This is a genomic window from Klebsiella sp. JN_Kp127 (assembly GCF_040062505.1).
In the GTDB taxonomy this organism is placed as follows: Bacteria; Pseudomonadota; Gammaproteobacteria; order Enterobacterales; family Enterobacteriaceae; genus Klebsiella; species Klebsiella quasipneumoniae.
Genome location: NZ_JBEAHS010000002.1, coordinates 19,437 through 36,259, shown reverse-complemented (window position 1 = coordinate 36,259; position 16,823 = coordinate 19,437). Strand labels below are relative to the sequence as shown.

13 protein-coding genes and 2 pseudogenes are annotated in these 16,823 nt (G+C 57.2%); 7 read left to right on the top strand and 8 right to left on the bottom strand.

The annotated features are described in order from the left end of the window. The first annotated feature begins 317 nt into the window (after positions 1–317). Together ABLV04_RS01125 and ABLV04_RS01120 are read left to right on the top strand one after the other, a co-directional pair. Entirely contained in the window at positions 318–2,744 is a 2,427-nt protein-coding gene (locus tag ABLV04_RS01125) for a glycogen/starch/alpha-glucan phosphorylase (protein WP_180265777.1), read from the top strand. A 63-nt stretch (positions 2,745–2,807) separates the two neighbouring features. Then, entirely contained in the window at positions 2,808–3,149 is a 342-nt protein-coding gene (locus tag ABLV04_RS01120; RefSeq protein WP_180265776.1) for an STAS domain-containing protein, read from the top strand. Between the two features lie 44 nt (positions 3,150–3,193). Here the strand turns inward: ABLV04_RS01120 and ABLV04_RS01115 are convergent. Then, a pseudogene (locus tag ABLV04_RS01115) lies at positions 3,194–3,955 on the bottom strand (EAL domain-containing protein); the annotation flags it as partial. A 159-nt stretch (positions 3,956–4,114) separates the two neighbouring features. Continuing rightward, positions 4,115–4,729: pseudogene (locus tag ABLV04_RS01110) on the bottom strand (CSS-motif domain-containing protein); the annotation flags it as partial. A 402-nt stretch (positions 4,730–5,131) separates the two neighbouring features. On the opposite strand from ABLV04_RS01110, the gene ABLV04_RS01105 reads away from it, so the two are divergent. The 4 genes from ABLV04_RS01105 to ABLV04_RS01090 all read left to right on the top strand — a co-directional run bounded on the left by ABLV04_RS01105 (position 5,132) and on the right by ABLV04_RS01090 (position 9,918). Further along, positions 5,132–6,148, top strand: coding sequence for an iron ABC transporter substrate-binding protein (locus tag ABLV04_RS01105; protein ID WP_180265775.1), 1,017 nt, complete (start codon positions 5,132–5,134; stop codon positions 6,146–6,148). Positions 6,149–6,169: 21 nt separating this feature from the next. Beyond that, a complete protein-coding gene (locus ABLV04_RS01100) occupies positions 6,170–7,744 on the top strand; it encodes an iron ABC transporter permease (protein WP_180265774.1) in 1,575 nt (524 codons plus the stop codon). Between the two features lies 1 nt (position 7,745). Further along, on the top strand, positions 7,746–8,774 hold the full coding sequence (locus tag ABLV04_RS01095) for an ABC transporter ATP-binding protein (protein WP_180265773.1): 1,029 nt from the start codon (positions 7,746–7,748) through the stop codon (positions 8,772–8,774). A 244-nt stretch (positions 8,775–9,018) separates the two neighbouring features. Further along, positions 9,019–9,918 (top strand): GGDEF domain-containing protein, encoded by a 900-nt coding sequence (locus ABLV04_RS01090; protein ID WP_044521982.1) that lies wholly within the window; start codon positions 9,019–9,021, stop codon positions 9,916–9,918. 17 nt (positions 9,919–9,935) lie between these two features. On the opposite strand, the gene ABLV04_RS01085 is transcribed toward ABLV04_RS01090, so the two are convergent. Further along, on the bottom strand, positions 9,936–10,769 hold the full coding sequence (locus ABLV04_RS01085) for an AraC family transcriptional regulator (protein WP_023289071.1): 834 nt from the start codon (positions 10,767–10,769) through the stop codon (positions 9,936–9,938). A gap of 261 nt (positions 10,770–11,030) precedes the next feature. On the opposite strand from ABLV04_RS01085, the gene ABLV04_RS01080 reads away from it, so the two are divergent. Further along, complete coding sequence (locus tag ABLV04_RS01080; RefSeq protein WP_049014883.1) at positions 11,031–11,798, top strand: phytanoyl-CoA dioxygenase family protein; 768 nt, start codon at positions 11,031–11,033, stop codon at positions 11,796–11,798. 13 nt (positions 11,799–11,811) lie between these two features. Here the strand turns inward: ABLV04_RS01080 and ABLV04_RS01075 are convergent, their stop codons facing one another. Genes ABLV04_RS01075 through ABLV04_RS01055 form a run of 5 tightly spaced genes read right to left on the bottom strand, consistent with a single transcriptional unit; the run spans position 11,812 to position 16,775 of the window. Further along, the gene (locus ABLV04_RS01075; RefSeq protein ID WP_023289073.1) at positions 11,812–12,153 is read right to left on the bottom strand and encodes a PTS fructose-like transporter subunit IIB; all 342 of its coding nucleotides are present in this window, start codon (positions 12,151–12,153) and stop codon (positions 11,812–11,814) included. Between the two features lie 15 nt (positions 12,154–12,168). After that, positions 12,169–13,044 (bottom strand): [formate-C-acetyltransferase]-activating enzyme, encoded by an 876-nt coding sequence (locus tag ABLV04_RS01070; RefSeq protein ID WP_109546476.1) that lies wholly within the window; start codon positions 13,042–13,044, stop codon positions 12,169–12,171. Further along, positions 13,010–15,307, bottom strand: coding sequence for a formate C-acetyltransferase (locus ABLV04_RS01065; RefSeq protein WP_178944659.1), 2,298 nt, complete (start codon positions 15,305–15,307; stop codon positions 13,010–13,012). Before ABLV04_RS01065 ends, ABLV04_RS01070 begins: the two co-directional genes overlap by 35 nt. A gap of 50 nt (positions 15,308–15,357) precedes the next feature. Further along, positions 15,358–15,678: a PTS fructose-like transporter subunit IIB gene (locus ABLV04_RS01060; protein WP_023289076.1), complete on the bottom strand. Its 321-nt coding sequence runs from the start codon at positions 15,676–15,678 to the stop codon at positions 15,358–15,360. Positions 15,679–15,698: 20 nt separating this feature from the next. Next, a complete protein-coding gene (locus ABLV04_RS01055) occupies positions 15,699–16,775 on the bottom strand; it encodes a PTS fructose transporter subunit EIIC (protein WP_180265772.1) in 1,077 nt (358 codons plus the stop codon). Positions 16,776–16,823: the final 48 nt, after the last annotated feature.

Sequence of the window (16,823 nt, the reverse complement as noted above, 5' to 3'; positions counted from 1 at the left end):
AAAGAAGGGGTTACCGAAAGGTAACCCCTTTTTGCTTTTCCTTTTGACCATCCCAACCGCGCTTCATCCTGACCTTCGACTTCGCAAACCCGCCATGCGAAATCTCGTTGACTCTGTCAGCGCCGCAGCGTAATCAGCTGGCGAAAATGAAACCACCAATCCGTTTAAAAGGAGGAATGTTAATTGTTCCGAAGCACGATATAAGCGAATTGATGCTCAGGAATAAAAACTTTCCGCAAAAAAACTTCGTCTATACTTGGAAAAATGATGATTTACCTGCCACGGTTTTACGCAGAAAAGAGACCAGTGAGGTCAGCATGCCTGTCATTAATCCGCAAGATATCAAAGAATTACGGGCGTTGGTTGAAGAGCAATTAAAATACACGCTGTGTGTCAGCTTAAATAAAGCCACGCAAGGCGATATTTTTAACGCGGTGGCGCTGGCCATTCGTCATTTTCAGCAGGACCATTTTCTGTCGAGCCAGGCGCGGCAGCGCGAAGCGCGAAAAAAGCGAGTTTACTACCTGTCGATGGAGTTTTTACTCGGCCAGTCGCTGCGTAATAACCTGGTGAATATGAATTTACTGTCGGAGATGCGCCAGGTGGTCAATGACCTGGGGTTTGATCTTGAACGCCTCCTTGACGAGGAGCCTGACGCCGCGCTGGGTAACGGCGGATTAGGGCGCTTAGCCGCTTGCTTTATCGACTCGATGGCCACCCTTGACATTGCAGCGTCCGGGCATGGCATCAAATACGAATATGGCCTTTTTCGCCAGTCCTTTCAAAACGATCAGCAGATCGAACATCCTGATGACTGGCACTCCATGCATTCCCCATGGCTGGTGGAGCATCACGCCCAGCACATTCTGATCCCGCTGGGGGGGTATATCGAGCATAGCGAAGATATTGATGGTAATTACAACCCGATGTGGCTCGGCTGGAAAACTATCGTTGGTATTCCCCATGACTATTTTGTTTCCGGCTACCGGGATACGACCACCAACAAGCTGCGTCTCTACAGCGCGGTAGCCTCTGACTCCTTTAATATCCATATTTTTAATCGCGGCGATTATATCAAGGCGGTGAGTGAAAAAATCGCCTCGGAGAATATTTCAAAAATACTCTATCCTTCCGATGAGGTGCTGACCGGAAAAGAGCTGCGGCTGACCCAAGAATATTTTCTGGTGGCCTGTACGCTGCGGGATATATTTCGTGACTACGCTGAGGTTAATGACGACATTACTTTGCTGGCGCAGCATGTGGCTATTCAGCTTAATGACACCCATCCGGCATTGGCGGTGGTGGAGCTGATGCGGATCCTCGTGGACGAATACCGACTGCCCTGGGAGCAGGCGTGGGAGATAACGCAAAATACCTGCGCCTACACCAATCATACGCTGATGCCGGAAGCGCTGGAGACCTGGCCGGTGTCGTTGTTTGAGAAACTTCTGCCGCGTCACTTGCAGATTATATTTGAGATTAACCACCGTTTTCTCGAAGCGGTGGCCCGGCGCTGGCCGGATAAAAATCATCTGTTATCTTCGCTGTCTTTAATTGACGAACATCATGATAAGCAAATCCGCATGGCTAATCTGGCCATTGTCGGTAGCCATCGCGTGAATGGGGTGGCGTGGCTGCACTCAGAATTGGTCAAAAAACAGCTGGTGCCTGATTTCTATTTTATCACCCCGGAGAAATTCATTAATCAGACCAACGGCGTCACACCGCGTCGTTGGGTGCAGCAGGCTAACCCTGGGCTGGCAGAGTTTTTGCGCCAACAATTGGGGGTGGGGTGGCCAACCGATTTACCCCAGCTCTCCCGTCTGGAAAACCTCGTCGACGATCCGGCCGTTATTGACAATATCCGGGCCATAAAATTTGCCAACAAAACCGCGCTCAGCCAGCTGGTGGCGCAACGCTACGGCATCCCGCTAGATCCGCTGGCCATGTTTGACTGTCAGGTCAAACGTATTCACGAATACAAACGACAGTTACTCAATATTCTTCACGTGATCGCGCTGTACCTGGAGATCAAAGAGGCAGGGAGAACGATTGCGCCTAAGGTCCATTTGTTTGCGGGTAAAGCGGCGCCGGGCTACCGGATGGCGAAGCTGATTATTCAGTTGATTAATACCGTTGCCCGAAAAATTAACAGTGACCCGCAGGTCGCCGGGCAGCTTAAAGTGGTTTTCCTCGAAGATTATAAAGTTTCGCTGGCGGAAAAAATTATTCCCGCCACGGATCTTTCTGAGCAAATTTCCACCGCCGGGACCGAGGCGTCCGGCACCAGCAATATGAAGTTTGCCATGAACGGCGCGTTAACTATCGGCACCTATGATGGGGCGAATATCGAAATCCGCGAGGCAGTGGGGATCGATAATTTTTATCTGTTTGGCGCGGTGGCGGAAGAGATTGAAGAGAGCCGACGCCTCGGGCGTCACCATGCGTTCTATCATCAGAATCCGGCTATCGCGCGAGTGGTCGATAGCCTGGTGTCCGGGCAGTTTACCGCCGATCGCGAACGGTTTGCGCCGCTTCATCAGATGCTGACGGGGGCCGATCATTACTGCCATCTGCTGGATTTCGACAGTTATTGTCAGGTGCAACAGCAGGCGATGGCTGATTTTGAACAACCGGATCGCTGGCACCGCCGGGCCTTGCTCAACATTTGCCGGATGGGGGAGTTTTCCAGCGACAGAACCATCCGCGGCTACGCCAGGGATATCTGGGGCATCACCCGCTAAAAAAGCACACGCCGAACAGAACTGAGTCGCGTTGACAGGTGTCAGCCAACATTGAGGATAAAGATGAACGTTGAATTACATACTGAGCAGGGCGTCAAAATTATCGTGCCCCTGGTGCGTCGACTGGATGCTTCCGTTGTCTCGGCGTTTAAGCAGCAGGTCCTCGAGGCCGTCGACGGGGAGACGAAAAACGTACTGCTGGATCTGAGCCATGTCGAGTTTATCGACAGCAGTTGCCTGGGTGCCCTGGTATCCATACTCAAGAGCGTCAGTGGGCAGGGAGAGCTGGTGCTGTGTTCGCTCAACGGGACGATCCAGAACCTGTTCAAGCTTACCCGTATGGATCGTATCTTTTCTATTAAAGAGAACCGTCAGGAGGCGCTGAACCTGTTTGCTCAGGGATGAGGTTTGTTCAGGGCAGGATTGCCGCCGGGTTACTGACCGCCCGCTTATTCTTCGATAATCCGTGCCTTCGGTTTACTCAGCAGGAGCATCACCAGCGCGACGTAGGGCATCGGCTTCCAGAAGAAGTAGCCCTGCAGCAGAGGAATATTCTGGCGATTGAGGTAATCCAGCTGGGCCTGGGTTTCAACGCCCTCGGCAATGATGCGCAGTGAAAGCGTTCGGGCCATCTCTATCACGCAGTCCAGCAGCTTGCTTGACGGCGTCTCTCCGGTCACGCGACCGACAAAGCTCTGATCGATTTTAATGTAATCAAACACCAGCTCGTGCAGATAGGAAAGCCCGGAATAGCCAGTACCAAAGTCGTCCAGCGCGATGGAAAACCCGCAGTTGTGTAACCTGTTGAGCTTGTCGACCACCGCCCCATTGAGTAACAGCGGTTCCTGCTCGGTGATCTCCAGCATCAGCTTTACCGCTTTACCCTCAAAGCCGCGCTGAAAGTGCAGACAATCATCGATAAACGTCGGCGAGTTAATATGCGACGCGCTGATGTTGAGGCCAATATGAAACCCATCCGGTAGTTTATTAAAGAGCGGTCTCATCTGGGCGGTTACCTGCGCCATCAGGCTGCGGGTCAGCGGAATAATTAGGCCGGTACGCTCGGCCAGCGGTATAAATTCAGCAGGTGAACGCGAGGGCGTGGTGGTGTTTTGCCAGCGTGCCAGTATTTCCACACCGTATATCTCACCGGTTTTCCCGTTCACCAAAGGCTGGTAGTAGGGAACGATATAGCCCTGGGCGATGGCGTAGCGCAACTTTTCCTCTTCAGAGGTGTAAACATTGAGAAATTTACGCATCAGAAAATAAAACAGCAGCGAAACAGAGAAAATAAAAATCAGCAAACCGGCGCCATTATTCACCAGGCGGCCGGGGCTTAAAAAAGATGACTCGGGATAGGCAATGCGAAACGGATAGGCCGGCGAGGTAAAAACGCTCCGGCTTGGATCAGCAGCCTGTGGCTGGACATCGCCATGCCTGGCAATCATTTGATCCTGAACCCATAGGGCCAGCCCATTGCTATCCGAATCGCTATATAGCGCATCGCGCAGATGGACGTCGCTGATAGTGACAATCACCCGGATCTGCGCTGAGTGCGTCTGATAGATCAGCACCGGACGCTTATTGACCATCATTCTGGCCGGGAGCAGCATCAGAGGTTCGTCAGATAAAGACACAGGGCTGAGCGTCAGGACCCGGTTGCCGGGCAGGGACGAACACCACACCTGGCCCTCTTTTATCAGCATAATGGTGCGCAGATGCGGCTGCAGGGCGGCCTCCGTTCCGAGCTGAAACTGACCCTGTTCCGAGCACCCGCTGCGGCTAACGTTCATCGCCGTCACCGTTGCTGTGCGGGCCTCATCCAGAATAACGGCGATTTTCGTCGCCGCCTGGCGGGCGGCGGCGACATGGGCGGCCTGGTCGGAATGCCACAGTTGCCAGTTAATGACGAACACGCCAGCCAGAAATACCACCAGCGCCAGGGAAAAGGCAATCCATGCGTTTCGCCGCTTTATCTCTTTCATTTATCGTGCGTGCCAGGGTGAGTGTGCATAAAGTTAACCATCCCTCTGACGGTAAAGGCTTTTTAATGATCGTAGAAGGGGGATATCTTTCGCGATGACGGCGCATATTAAAAACATGATCAGTATCACAATACCCGCCGGCAAAGACCGCAGATAACGTGCAGAGGCGGCTGCTCTGTCACGAAGGCAATAAAATAATCGCAGCTTAATGTTTTCTTAATCTAAATTTCGGGAACGGATGGTTTTAAGCATTTTCTAATCCCTAATAACAGACCGGCGCTATTTTTTGCTTTTTTAAGTTTATGATAATTGTTTTCATTATCATTCTTTTTTTGCTGTGATTTAATCCTCTCCGCTCAGGCTATTTACCATTAATTGCCCTATTTCATTAAGGATGCGTTCATGAAATCTCGCTTATCGCCCCTCCGCACGGCAGCGCTGGTTGCCGCTTCTCTGTTTCTGGCGCCGCAAGGGATGGCGGCTGACGGTCAGGACGGGATTGTGGTCTACAACGCCCAACACGAAAATCTGGTGAAGTCGTGGGTGGATGGATTTACGAAAGAGACCGGTATTAAAGTCACGCTGCGCAATGGTGATGACAGCGAGCTGGGTAATCAGCTGGTTCAGGAAGGCGCCGCGTCGCCAGCCGATGTGTTTCTGACCGAGAACTCGCCGTCGATGGTGCTGGTTGATAATGCCAAACTTTTCGCCCCGCTGGATGCGGCGATCCTGCAGCAGGTTCCGGCGCAGTACCGCCCTCAGCACGGACGCTGGATCGGCATCGCCGCGCGCAGCACCGTCTTCGTCTATAACCCGGCGAAAATCAGCGAGGCGCAGCTGCCGCACTCGCTGATGGATCTGGCAAAACCGGAGTGGAAGGGCCGCTGGGCGGCTTCGCCATCGGGGGCGGATTTCCAGGCTATCGTCAGCGCGATGCTGGCGCTGAAGGGTGAGCAGGCGACCCTCGACTGGCTGAAGGCGATGAAAACCAACTTTGTCGCCTATAAAGGCAACAGCACGGTGATGAAAGCGGTCAACGCCGGGCAGATCGACGGCGGGGTGATCTACCATTACTATCGCTTCGTTGACCAGTCAAAAACCGGCGAGAACAGCAAAAACACCCAACTGTATTACTTCAAACACCAGGATCCAGGGGCCTTCGTCAGCATTTCCGGCGGCGGCGTGCTGGCCTCCAGCAAACATAAAGCGCAGGCTCAGGCCTTTATTAAATGGATCACCGGTAAGCAGGGACAGGATGCGCTGCGCACCAATAACGCCTTCGAATATGCGGTGGGGGTAGACGCGGCCTCTAACCCGAAACTGACCCCGCTGAAAGATCTGGATGCCCCGAAGGTAGAACCTTCCTCGCTGAACAGTAAAAAGGTCATTGAACTGATGACGCAGGCTGGCCTGCTCTGATCCTGAGGAAGTGATGTTGCTATGTCTGTTGTGAGTCTGTCGCTCGGAAAGAAAACAGGACGCCTGCCCGAGCGCAGGCGTCCTGCATTTCCGATGGTTGCCTTAGCGCTCCTGTTTTCATTGCTGGCGCTGTTGCCGTTAGGGTTTGTGGTGGCGGTCGGATTCGATACCGGCTGGCCGACAATCAAAGCGCTGGTCTTTCGCCCGCGGGTAGGCGAGCTGCTCAGCAATACCCTGTGGCTGACGGTGCTGGCGGTCCCCATCAGCATTGTGCTTGGCGTGACGCTGGCCTGGCTGACGGAACGTACCGCGCTGGCCGGGCGGCAGCTGTGGTCGGCGCTGGCGGTGGCCCCGCTGGCCATTCCAGCCTTTGTTCAGAGCTACGCGTGGGTCAGCGCTGCGCCCTCGCTGCATGGCCTGGGCGCCGGGGTGTTTCTTTCCGTGCTGGCCTACTATCCGTTTATCTATATGCCGGTGGCGGCCGTGCTGCGCCGACTCGATCCCACGCTTGAAGATGTCGCCGCATCGCTGGGCACTCCGCCGTGGAAAGTGTTCTTTCGGGTGGTCCTCCCGCAGCTGCGGCTGGCTATCTGCGGCGGTGCGCTGCTGGTGGCCCTGCATCTGCTGGCGGAATATGGTCTGTATGTGATGATCCGCTTCGATACTTTCACTACCGCCATTTACGATCAGTTCCAGTCGACCTTCAGCGGTCCGGCCGCCAATATGCTGGCGGGCGTGCTGGCTCTGTGCTGTCTGGCGATCCTGCTGCTGGAGAGCGCTTCGCGCGGTAAAGCGCGCTATGCGCGTATCGGCGCCGGGGCGGCGCGCGAGCAGAAGCGCCTGGTGCTGGGTAAAGGGGCCGCTTTCGGCGCGCAGCTGCTGCTTCTGTTGCTGGTGTTGCTGGCGATGGGGGTGCCGTTGCTGGTCCTGGGACGCTGGCTGTGGCTGGGCGGTATCGACAACTGGCTGCATGCCGATCTGTGGCATTCCCTGCGTCAAACGTTGCTGCTGGGGGCGGGCGGGGCGCTGCTGACGACGGTCTGCGCGATCCCCATCGCCTGGCTCGGCGTGCGCTATCCGCGTCCGCTGTTCCGCCTGCTGGAGGGGTGTAATTACATCACCAGCTCGCTGCCCGGCATCGTGACCGCGCTGGCGCTGGTCACCGTCACCATCCACTATGCCCGTCCGGTGTACCAGACCGAAGTGACGCTGTTTCTGGCCTATTTGCTGATGTTTATGCCGCGGGCGCTGATTAACCTGCGCGCCGGTATCGCCCAGGCGCCGGTGGAGCTGGAAAACGTCGCCCGCAGTCTCGGACGCAGCCCGGCCCGCGCCCTGTGGAGTATCACCATGCGGCTTGCCGCCCCGGGGGCGGCCGCCGGCGCCGCGCTGGTGTTCCTCGGCGTCAGCAATGAGCTGACCGCCACGCTGCTGCTCTCGCCGTTAGGCACCCGCACGTTGTCGACCGGATTCTGGGCGTTAACCAGCGAGATCGACTACGTGGCGGCGGCGCCCTACGCGCTGCTGATGATCGTCATTTCGCTGCCGCTGACGGCGGTTCTCTATATGCAGTCGAAAAAAATGGCAGGGTTGTAACATGCTGGAATTGTCTTCTGTTTCGAAATCCTTCGCCGACGCGCAGGTCCTCGATAATATTCATCTTCAGGTGGCGCCGGGTAGCCGGACGGCTATAGTGGGTCCGTCGGGTTCGGGAAAAACCACGCTGCTGCGCATTCTTGCCGGTTTCGAAACGCCCGACAGCGGGCAGATCGTGATGCACGGCGCGCCGCTGTTTGCCGAGGGCGTGTTTGTTCCTGCCCACCAGCGACGGATCGGCTACGTTCCGCAGGAGGGGGCGCTGTTTCCTCACCTCAATGTGGCGGACAATATCGCCTGGGGATTGGACGCCAGCCGCGAGGAAAAACGTCGCCGGGTGGGCGCGCTGATGGAGATGGTGGCCCTCGACCACAGCCTGGCGCGCCACTGGCCGCATGAGATCTCCGGGGGCCAGCAGCAGCGTGTGGCTCTGGCTCGCGCCCTGGCCCAGCAGCCGGCGCTGATGCTGCTCGATGAACCCTTTTCTGCCCTGGACACCGGCCTGCGCGCCAGCACGCGCAAAGCGACCGCCGATCTGCTGGCGGAGACCGGCATCGCCTCGATTCTGGTGACCCATGACCAGACCGAAGCGCTGTCGTTCGCCACACAGGTGGCGGTGATGCGCCAGGGGCGTTTCGCCCAGGTGGGGACCCCGCTGGCGGTTTACGCGCAGCCGGTGGATGAAGAGACGGCGCTGTTTCTCGGCGATGCCCTGATCCTCCCCGCACGGCTGAGCCCCGGGCGGGCCAGCTGCGCGCTGGGCGACCTGGCGACAGACGCAGGACATCCTGCTGGTGAAGGTAAGGTGATGTTGCGTCCGGAACAGCTGAGCGTCAGCGTGAGCGGGCCGCAGGAAAGTACCGCCACCATCCGCGATGTTGATTTCTCCGGCCAGCTCTCCACGCTGACGCTGTCGATGTCCGGGCACGATCGGCCGATTGTCCTGCGAACCGTAAGCCAGCCGGCGTGGCAGCCCGGCGCGACGGTACGACTGACGGTCAGCGGCAAGGCGCGAGTGTTCAGCGGCTAATCTCTGAGCAGGCGCCGCCGGTTATCGGTGGCGCCGCACGGAAAGCTAATCAGCTGGTGGATTTAGCCGATAGTATCCGCGCCACTGACCTCGTCGCCATGGAGTGGTAGTACGTTGGAACAATTCCGCGGGGTCAGTCTACCTCACCGCCGTTTTGTCGGCGCGTCGCTTTTTCATTCGTCCCGCTGCGCTTAACTGCTATCCTGTCCCGCGATCGGCCCTGTGGTTACCATGAGACATCGCTATGCCTGAATGCCTTATTCCTGCGAAACGCCCCATTCCGTCCGCTTTGGCGCGGGGTACGCTACTGCCTGCGCTGCTGGTTATCGTCGCCGTCGCTGTCGGCTGTGCGCTGGTGTCGCCGCCCATCGGCACGTGGCGAGAAATCCTGGCCAACCCCGGGCTCTATATCGATTTGCTGGCGCTGCTGTTTCTGGTGTTTATGCTGTGGAGCTCAGCGAAGGTGCGGATGAGCCATATTGCCGTCAACTGGGTGCGCTATGGGCTGCTGCTGTGGATTGCCGGCGGCACTTTCGATGTGATGGATGAGATGGTGGTTCAGCCGCGCTGGATGGGCTACTACTGCGAAGATCTGCTGCGCCTCTCCGGGATGCTGCTGACCGTGGTGGGCGTCTACAAAATTATTGAGCGCATCAACCTGCTGTACGTTGACGCGCGCTCGCAATCCCTAAAAGATGAGCTCACTCAGTTGCCCAACCGCCGCTTTTTTATCGATACCATTCGCGAAAAGTCCGGACATGCGTTGGGGCTCATGATCCTGGATATCGATTTTTTTAAGAAAATCAACGATACCTGGGGCCACCTGGTGGGGGATGAAGTGTTATTTTCCCTGGGGAAACAGCTGGCGAAACTGACCAGCGAGCAGGTCCTGCCGGCGCGTATCGGTGGGGAAGAGTTTGCCATTATCGTCGATGGCCTGTCGGAGCCTGAGCTGCACGATCTGGCGCAGGCGATCCTCGACAATGCCCGCACCATCCTGATCAATCATCAAACACCGCTGTCGATCAGCATTGGCGTTGGAACCTGGCGGCCGGGCGAAGCTCAGGAGACGTTTATCCGCAAAGTCGACGAGGCGTTGTACAAGGCCAAGCACAACGGGCGCGGGCGCGTGGAGTGGGCGTAATATTCCGACACGGCAGGTTAGGCCTGCTGTGCGCTGCGGCAGTGTCGCCGATACTCTGACGGCGAACGCTCGGTGTAGCGTTTGAAGACCCGGCAAAAATAGTTGCTGTCGACAAAGCCGCAGTTATGGGCGATCTCTTTCACCTTCAGGTCATAGCCGCGCAGCAGCTGTTTTGCCTTTTCAAGACGCACCCGGGTCAGATATTCGTTAAATCCCACCGAGCCTGATTTCTGAAAAATATGCGAAAGATAGTTGGGCGTGATGTGAAAACGTCTGGCCACTGATTCCCGCGTCAGCGGCAGGCTCAGATTTTCCTCGAGATAGTCCTGAACGGCAAGAAACAGATCCCGGCTGCGACTGACGCGCATTTCCAGCCCAACCAGCTGTTCGCGACAGTGGCTCAGTAGCGCGGCGACCACCAGCCGGGCGGTCAGCGGATCGGGCTGCAGGCTGACTTCATTCAGGCTCAGCAGCAGGTAAGAGCCCACGCGCGGCCCGAGGCGGGCAACGCTTTGCTTCTCCGTGTGCAGGCTTTTCCCGTCCCAGCGTTGAATACTGAATCCCAGTTTCTGCCGGCCAAACAGGATACTCAGGGTAGTGGCCGGGCCGGTCCACTGCGGCAGCGTCCACTTTCCCGCCTGCACGTAGAGTACCTGCAGCGCGGTTAACGTCGAAGCGGCTAGCGGCAGCCCCTGTTCATTAAGCTGACCCTCCAGCACAATTTCCAGACGTGGAAACGGTACATTGAAGGCAAGGGCAGGCACGGAGATATCCGGCTCAGGAAATCTCACCTGTAAGCGATCTTTTTGACCGATTAACCGATGCAGTATATCCGGCAGATCTTCAATCATTCTTTGCCCTCAGCATGCGCATTATCCTGTTGATGATAATCTATTTTTTCCTCCCCGGCAGCGTTTGTTAAGCCATTTTGCGCGGTGGATTCCCGGTCAGCTACAGCACAGGCATCGCCGAAAACGTGATTGTTGACGCCCATCACACTTTGTTGGCTCGCGTACGTATGTCCAGTTTTTCGTAGCGCTCGCCTCCTGTCATGCCGCGGATGGACCAGTAGAGTTTGTTTGTGTTATCGGAACGTTAAAAAGGAACGCAACATGAACTCATCATCAGCTAGCTTTCTCGATGCGTTAGGCGCCAGCCTGGCGCTCAGCGCGCAAATGAAACACGAGCTCGACACCCTCGGCTACACCGTTGTGCATAATGTCGTTGACGCCCAGTGGCTGAGCGAAATGCGACGGCTAATTGATACCCTGGTTGAGCGCGAAGGCGACAATCTGGCGATGGAACATCATCAGGAAGCGACCGCGACGCGGATCGCCAACCTGGTGAATAAGGGGGTTATCTGGGAGAAAGTCTGGGCTCATCCGCTGATCCTCTCCGCCTGCCGCTATATCTTCGACGGCGATTTTAAAGTCTCCAGCCTCAACGCGCGCGAGGCGTTATATAACGGCGGCCACCAGCCGCTGCACGCCGACTGGAAAAAGCCGCGCCCGGATTTTCCCAAAGTCCACCTGGTGAATACCATCTGGGCGATAGACGATTTGAGCGCCGCCAATGGCGCGCCGCGGATAATCCCCGGTACCCACCTGCGTCCTGAGCTCCCGGAAGAGGTACTGGCCGACCCGGAGCAAGCCCACCCTGATGAAATCGTGTTTGCTGCGCCGGCCGGGAGCGTGATGATTTACAACGCTCACGCCTGGCACGGCGGCACGCGTAATCGTGAGGGCAGCAGACGACGTGTGCTGCATGGGTTATACATCGATCGCGCGGATACGCCGCAGCAGGACCAGCGGCGCTGGCTGACGCCCGAGACGGCCAGCCGCCTGACGCCAGCGCAAAAGTGGTTGCTGGATGTAGAGTAAGGCCCGTCGCCGGTCAGGGAAGTTCAACATAGACGACCGGCTTTTTCATGATGCTTTTTACGGCCTCGACGATCTGCTGCGGCTGCAGCAGGAAGCTCTTGATGCTGGTTTTAATCGTCCGCAGGCCGCGAAAGCGCTGGGCGTCGTCAATTTCGATATCCGTCACCAGCAGCACCACTTCGGCGCGGGCGATATCTTCTGCGGTAATGCGATTTTCAACGCCGAGCGCGCCCTGAGTTTCCACCTTAAGATGCCATTTTTCATGATGACCGACCTTTTCCAGCCGTTCGGCAGCCATATAGGTGTGCGCCACTCCGCTGACGCAGGCGGTGACGGCGATAATATTGAAGTCCATAACATCCTCCTGGCGTTAACCGCCGATAGTGACGTGGAATCCGGCCGCTTCGGCCATTACCCGATAAGGTTGAATGTCCGCTTCGTCAGGCGCTTTCACCCTGGCCAGCGCCCAGGGTTTGCCCAGCAGACGGTATTTGGGCTCGCCGTATTGATGAAATGGCAGCAGGTGCAATTCTGTAAGATTAAAAGGTGCGAGAAAGTTCAGAATCTGGCGAAAATTATCAACGCTCATGGTATAGCCCGGGATCAGCGGCACACGTGGGATGAGGTTGATCTCTCTAGCCGCCAGCTGGCGAAAATTATCCAGTACCCGCGGCTGATTGATTCGCAGTAGCGACAATGCCCGCTCAGGTTCCATGATTTTAAAATCAAATAACACCTCGTCGCAGGCTTCAGCCACCGGTAAAAAACGGTTGAAGGGCCCGTCGCCAGCGGTTTCGATGGCGGTGCGGATCCCCCACTGGCGCAGGCGCTGGAGAAAGCGGGCGGCAAATTCGGCCTGCATGAGCACTTCACCGCCGGAGAGGGTGACACCGCCGCCGGAGGCGCGGAAGAAGACTTCATCCTTCAGCACCTCATGAAGGAGGTTATCCAGCGTCATGTCGCGACCGATCTGCTCCCATGCCCCGGAGGGACACTCGGCGACATCCTGCTGGCAGCGGGCGCAACCCAGGCATTTACTCTGCCGGCGCAGGGTCTGGATCCTGGGTGACATTGACTCCGGGTTGGCGCACCACGGGCAGGTGTGGGGGCAGCCTTTGAAAAAGACCACCGTGCGGATCCCCTGGCCATCATTGAGCGAGTAGCGCTGCAGATTAAAAATGCGCGCCCGGTCGGCGCGCGTCTCCATCACCTCACAGCTGATGCGCGGTGCGGCGGATAATGTCATCCTGAATCTCCTTCGACAGCTCAACAAAGAAGGCGCTGTAGCCCGCGACGCGCACCACCAGGCCGGCAAAGTCCTGCGGCCGTTGCTGCGCTTCACGCAGGGTGTCGGCATTGACCACGTTAAACTGAATATGCTGCAGCTTGAGCTTGCAGAAAGCCTGTAAAAAGTCTGCCAGCTTGTTTAGCCCGCCGTCGCCGGCCAGCGTCGCCGGGGTGAATTTAACGTTGAGCAGCGTACCGTTCGACAGCAGATAGTTATCCAGCTTGCTGACTGATTTCAGCACCGCCGTCGGCCCCTGGGCATCCTGGCCGACCATTGGCGACAGGCCGCCGTCCGCTAACTGTTCGCCAGCTAGCCGCCCGTCCGGGGTAGCCCCCACCACCGAGCCCAGCGGCACGTGCGCCGAGACGGTATAGGAGCCGGGCGTAAAACGCCCGCCGCGCGGATTCAGATATTGTTCCACCTCTTTGCAGTAAAAGCGCAGCAGATCGGCGCTGATATTATCGACGTCGTCGATATCGTTGCCGTATTTTTCAAAACGGTTGATCAACCGGGCGCGGATTTTCTCTCCCTCTGGCGTCTGGAAGTTGGCTTTCAGTACCGCCATCAGTTGGTCAAAGCTAAGGCGCTGCTGGTCAAAGACCATCCCCTTCAGGGCATAAAGCGAATCGCTCAGGTTGGCGATCCCGATGCCCTGGACGCCGGAGAAGTTATAGCGCGCTCCGCCGGCGGTGATGTCTTTACCGTGCCGCACGCAATCTTTAATGAACGAGGAGAGGAGAGGCACTGGCGCCCAGTCGCGATGGCCGATATCGCAGATATTGCTGCCCTCGACCATCAGCTTGATGTAATAGCGAATTTTGTCGCGCATCTGGCGGATAAGCCCTTCCCAGCTGACCTCCGGTTGTCCTTCATTTTCCTGCAGGACAAGTTCCATGACCTTCAGCAGGTTGAACATGGCGATATCATGCAGGCCGTAGGTGCGGCCGGGGATCGACAACTCGACGCAGCCGACCACCGCGTAGTCGCGGGCGTCTTCCAGCGACACGCCGCGATTGAGGAAGGCGGGGACCACCACCTCGTCGTTGAAAATCTGTGGAATGCCGGTGCCCAGGCGGATGGTTTCGGCGGTTTTACGCAGGAACGGGCGGTCAATCAGCTCGTTCACCCGCACGCCAAGATTCGGCTGCGGCAATTGCACGTTTTGATAGGCATCGAGGCATAAAAATGACAGCACATTGACCGCGCTGCGCCCGGTTTCCGTTAGCCCACCGAGCAGGGCGGTATACCCGGTGGGAAAACCGGCGAAATAGCGTGCGCTACTGGAGGAGCGCAGCAGGACGATGTCGTTGCATTTTACCCAAAGCGACTCCAGCAGCTCCTTGAGCGACGCCGGATCCTGTCCTTGATTCAGCGACGCCTGATAAAACGGCAGCATGTACTGGTCAAAACGGCCGAGCGAAATGGAGCTGGCATTGGATTCGTACTGCAGAATGATGTTCATATACCAGAACAGCTGGCAGGCCTGGGGGAAGTCCGTTGGCCGGTGCTGCGCATTGTGGCGCGAAATCGCGGCGATGGTTAACAGCTCCCGCTGACGCTGCGGATCCTGACAGTGTCCAGCCATCTCCTCGGCCAGCGCGGCGTAGCGCAGAATATGGCGCTGAGAGGCCTCCAGCAGGATCAATACCGCCTGATAAAAAGGGTTATCAGGCTGCCGGGCGCAGTGTGATTGCATCTCCGCAACCAGCGCGTCCAGGCCATTATTCAACAGGTGCGGATAGTCGATTATGATATGGCCCTGGCCTTTATCGGTCTGGTTCACGCTGAATATTTGGGTGCTGACGGCGGCTTTGACCTCGTCGGTCATCTGGCCGTTGATGAAATCTTTCATTGAGCGCTTTTCCCAGTAGGGGAACAGCGTTTCCCGATAGACGCGCTTATCTTCTTCGCTTATCGCGAAGCGGTCCTGCGGTCGGGTCGGGAAGGTGTCGAGCTCGTTAAGCAGCCAGTAGGGATCCATCTCCGGCGACATAATGCCGGCCCGCGGTTTGATGGTACGGTTGCCGGCAATCAGTTCATCATCACGAATCGAAATGTCTACCTTATCGAGGATCCAGGCGGTGGCCTTCGCCCGGCGAATAATCACCGGCTCGCCCTCCGTTTGCCGATGGCTGGCGGTATAGAGCAGGGCGCGTTCAAGTGATATTTCGCGCGGTTGGGCGAACAGGCTGGCTTTCAGGCGTTGAGTACGATTCGTCATGACAAACTCCATGTTGTGGCGAAGGGCGCGCGGGCGCCCCTTTTAAGGCTTCAGGCTCGTTGGGAAAGGTGGCTGTCTATCTTGTTCATGATGGCGTCGGCGCGTTTGACCGCATCGCTGATATTGACGCGTACGATAGTTTTCCCGGCAAAACGCTCTTCGAATTTGATACCGATATCTTTGGTCAGAATGACCATATCGGCGGCGGCGATCTCTTCCGCGGTCAGCTCGTTTTCAATGCCGATAGAACCCTGGGTTTCAACTTTGACCTGCCAGCCTTTGGCCTTAGCGGCGCTTTCTAACGATTCGGCGGCCATATAGGTGTGAGCCACACCCGACGGGCAGGCGGTGACAGCGATAATGTGGGTCATAATCTGTTCCTTCCAGTCTGTTAGTTAATTTCAAAATCAAGGTCTAATTCGTCGTCGGCTTTGGCGTCAGACGATTTCTTTTTAGCCAGCGCTTTCAGCACAATGACGCAGGCGGCGCTGACGCAGGCGCCGACCAGCAGCGCGGCGATAAAGCCGAGTTTGCCCTGGACCACCGGCAGCACGATGAGCCCGCCCCAGCCGGCGTAACACTGGGCGCCCAACAGCGCCGCGGTGACGCAGCCGCTGGCCGCGCCAATCATATTGGCCGGAATAACGCGCAGCGGGTCGGCAGCGGCAAAGGGAATCGCCCCTTCGGTGACCCCGACGCAGCCCATCACCAGCGCCGCTTTGCCGGTTTCCCTCTCTTCGGCGGTGAAATATTTGCGGCCGATCAGCGTCGCCAGTCCCATCCCCAGCGGCGGTACGGCGATGCCGACGGCGGCGATAGCCACTACGCTGTAGACCCCCTGTGAAACGCAGATCAGCATGAAGGCGTAGGCCACTTTGTTCACCGGGCCGCCCATATCAAACGCCAGCATCAGGCCCATAATGATGGCCAGCACCACGATGCTGCCTTCGCGCATGCCCTGCAGCCAGTTGGTCAGGTTTGCCGTGAGCGCGCCTACCGGTTCGCCGAGCCCCCACATCATGATCCCGGCAGTAATAAAGGTGCCGATGATGGGAATAATGAAAATCGGCATCACCGAGCGCAGCACCTTGTGGACCGGTATTTTTTTCAGGTAATAGACCACCAGACCGCCGATCATCCCAGCGATCAGCGCGCCAAAGAAGCCGGCGCCGAAGCTGTTACCTACCCAGGCGCCGATGGCGCAGGGGGCCAGCGCGGCGCGGTCGGCGATGGAGTAGCCAATGTAGGCGGCGAGAAAAGGGACCATCAGCGTCAGGCCGGCGACGCCAATATCAAACAGTTTCTTCAGGTTGGGATCGGTGGCGGCATCCGGAACCGCACCTTTGCCATACAACATGACGGACACCGCCAGCAGGATCCCGCCGGAGACCACGAAGGGGATCATATATGACACGCCGGTCATCAGATGCTGGCGAGTATTTTTTAGTATTTGCACCAGTTCGTTCATTGCTTGCTCCTGAGCGCTGTAGGGCCCGTGACAGTATTGATGGCTCAA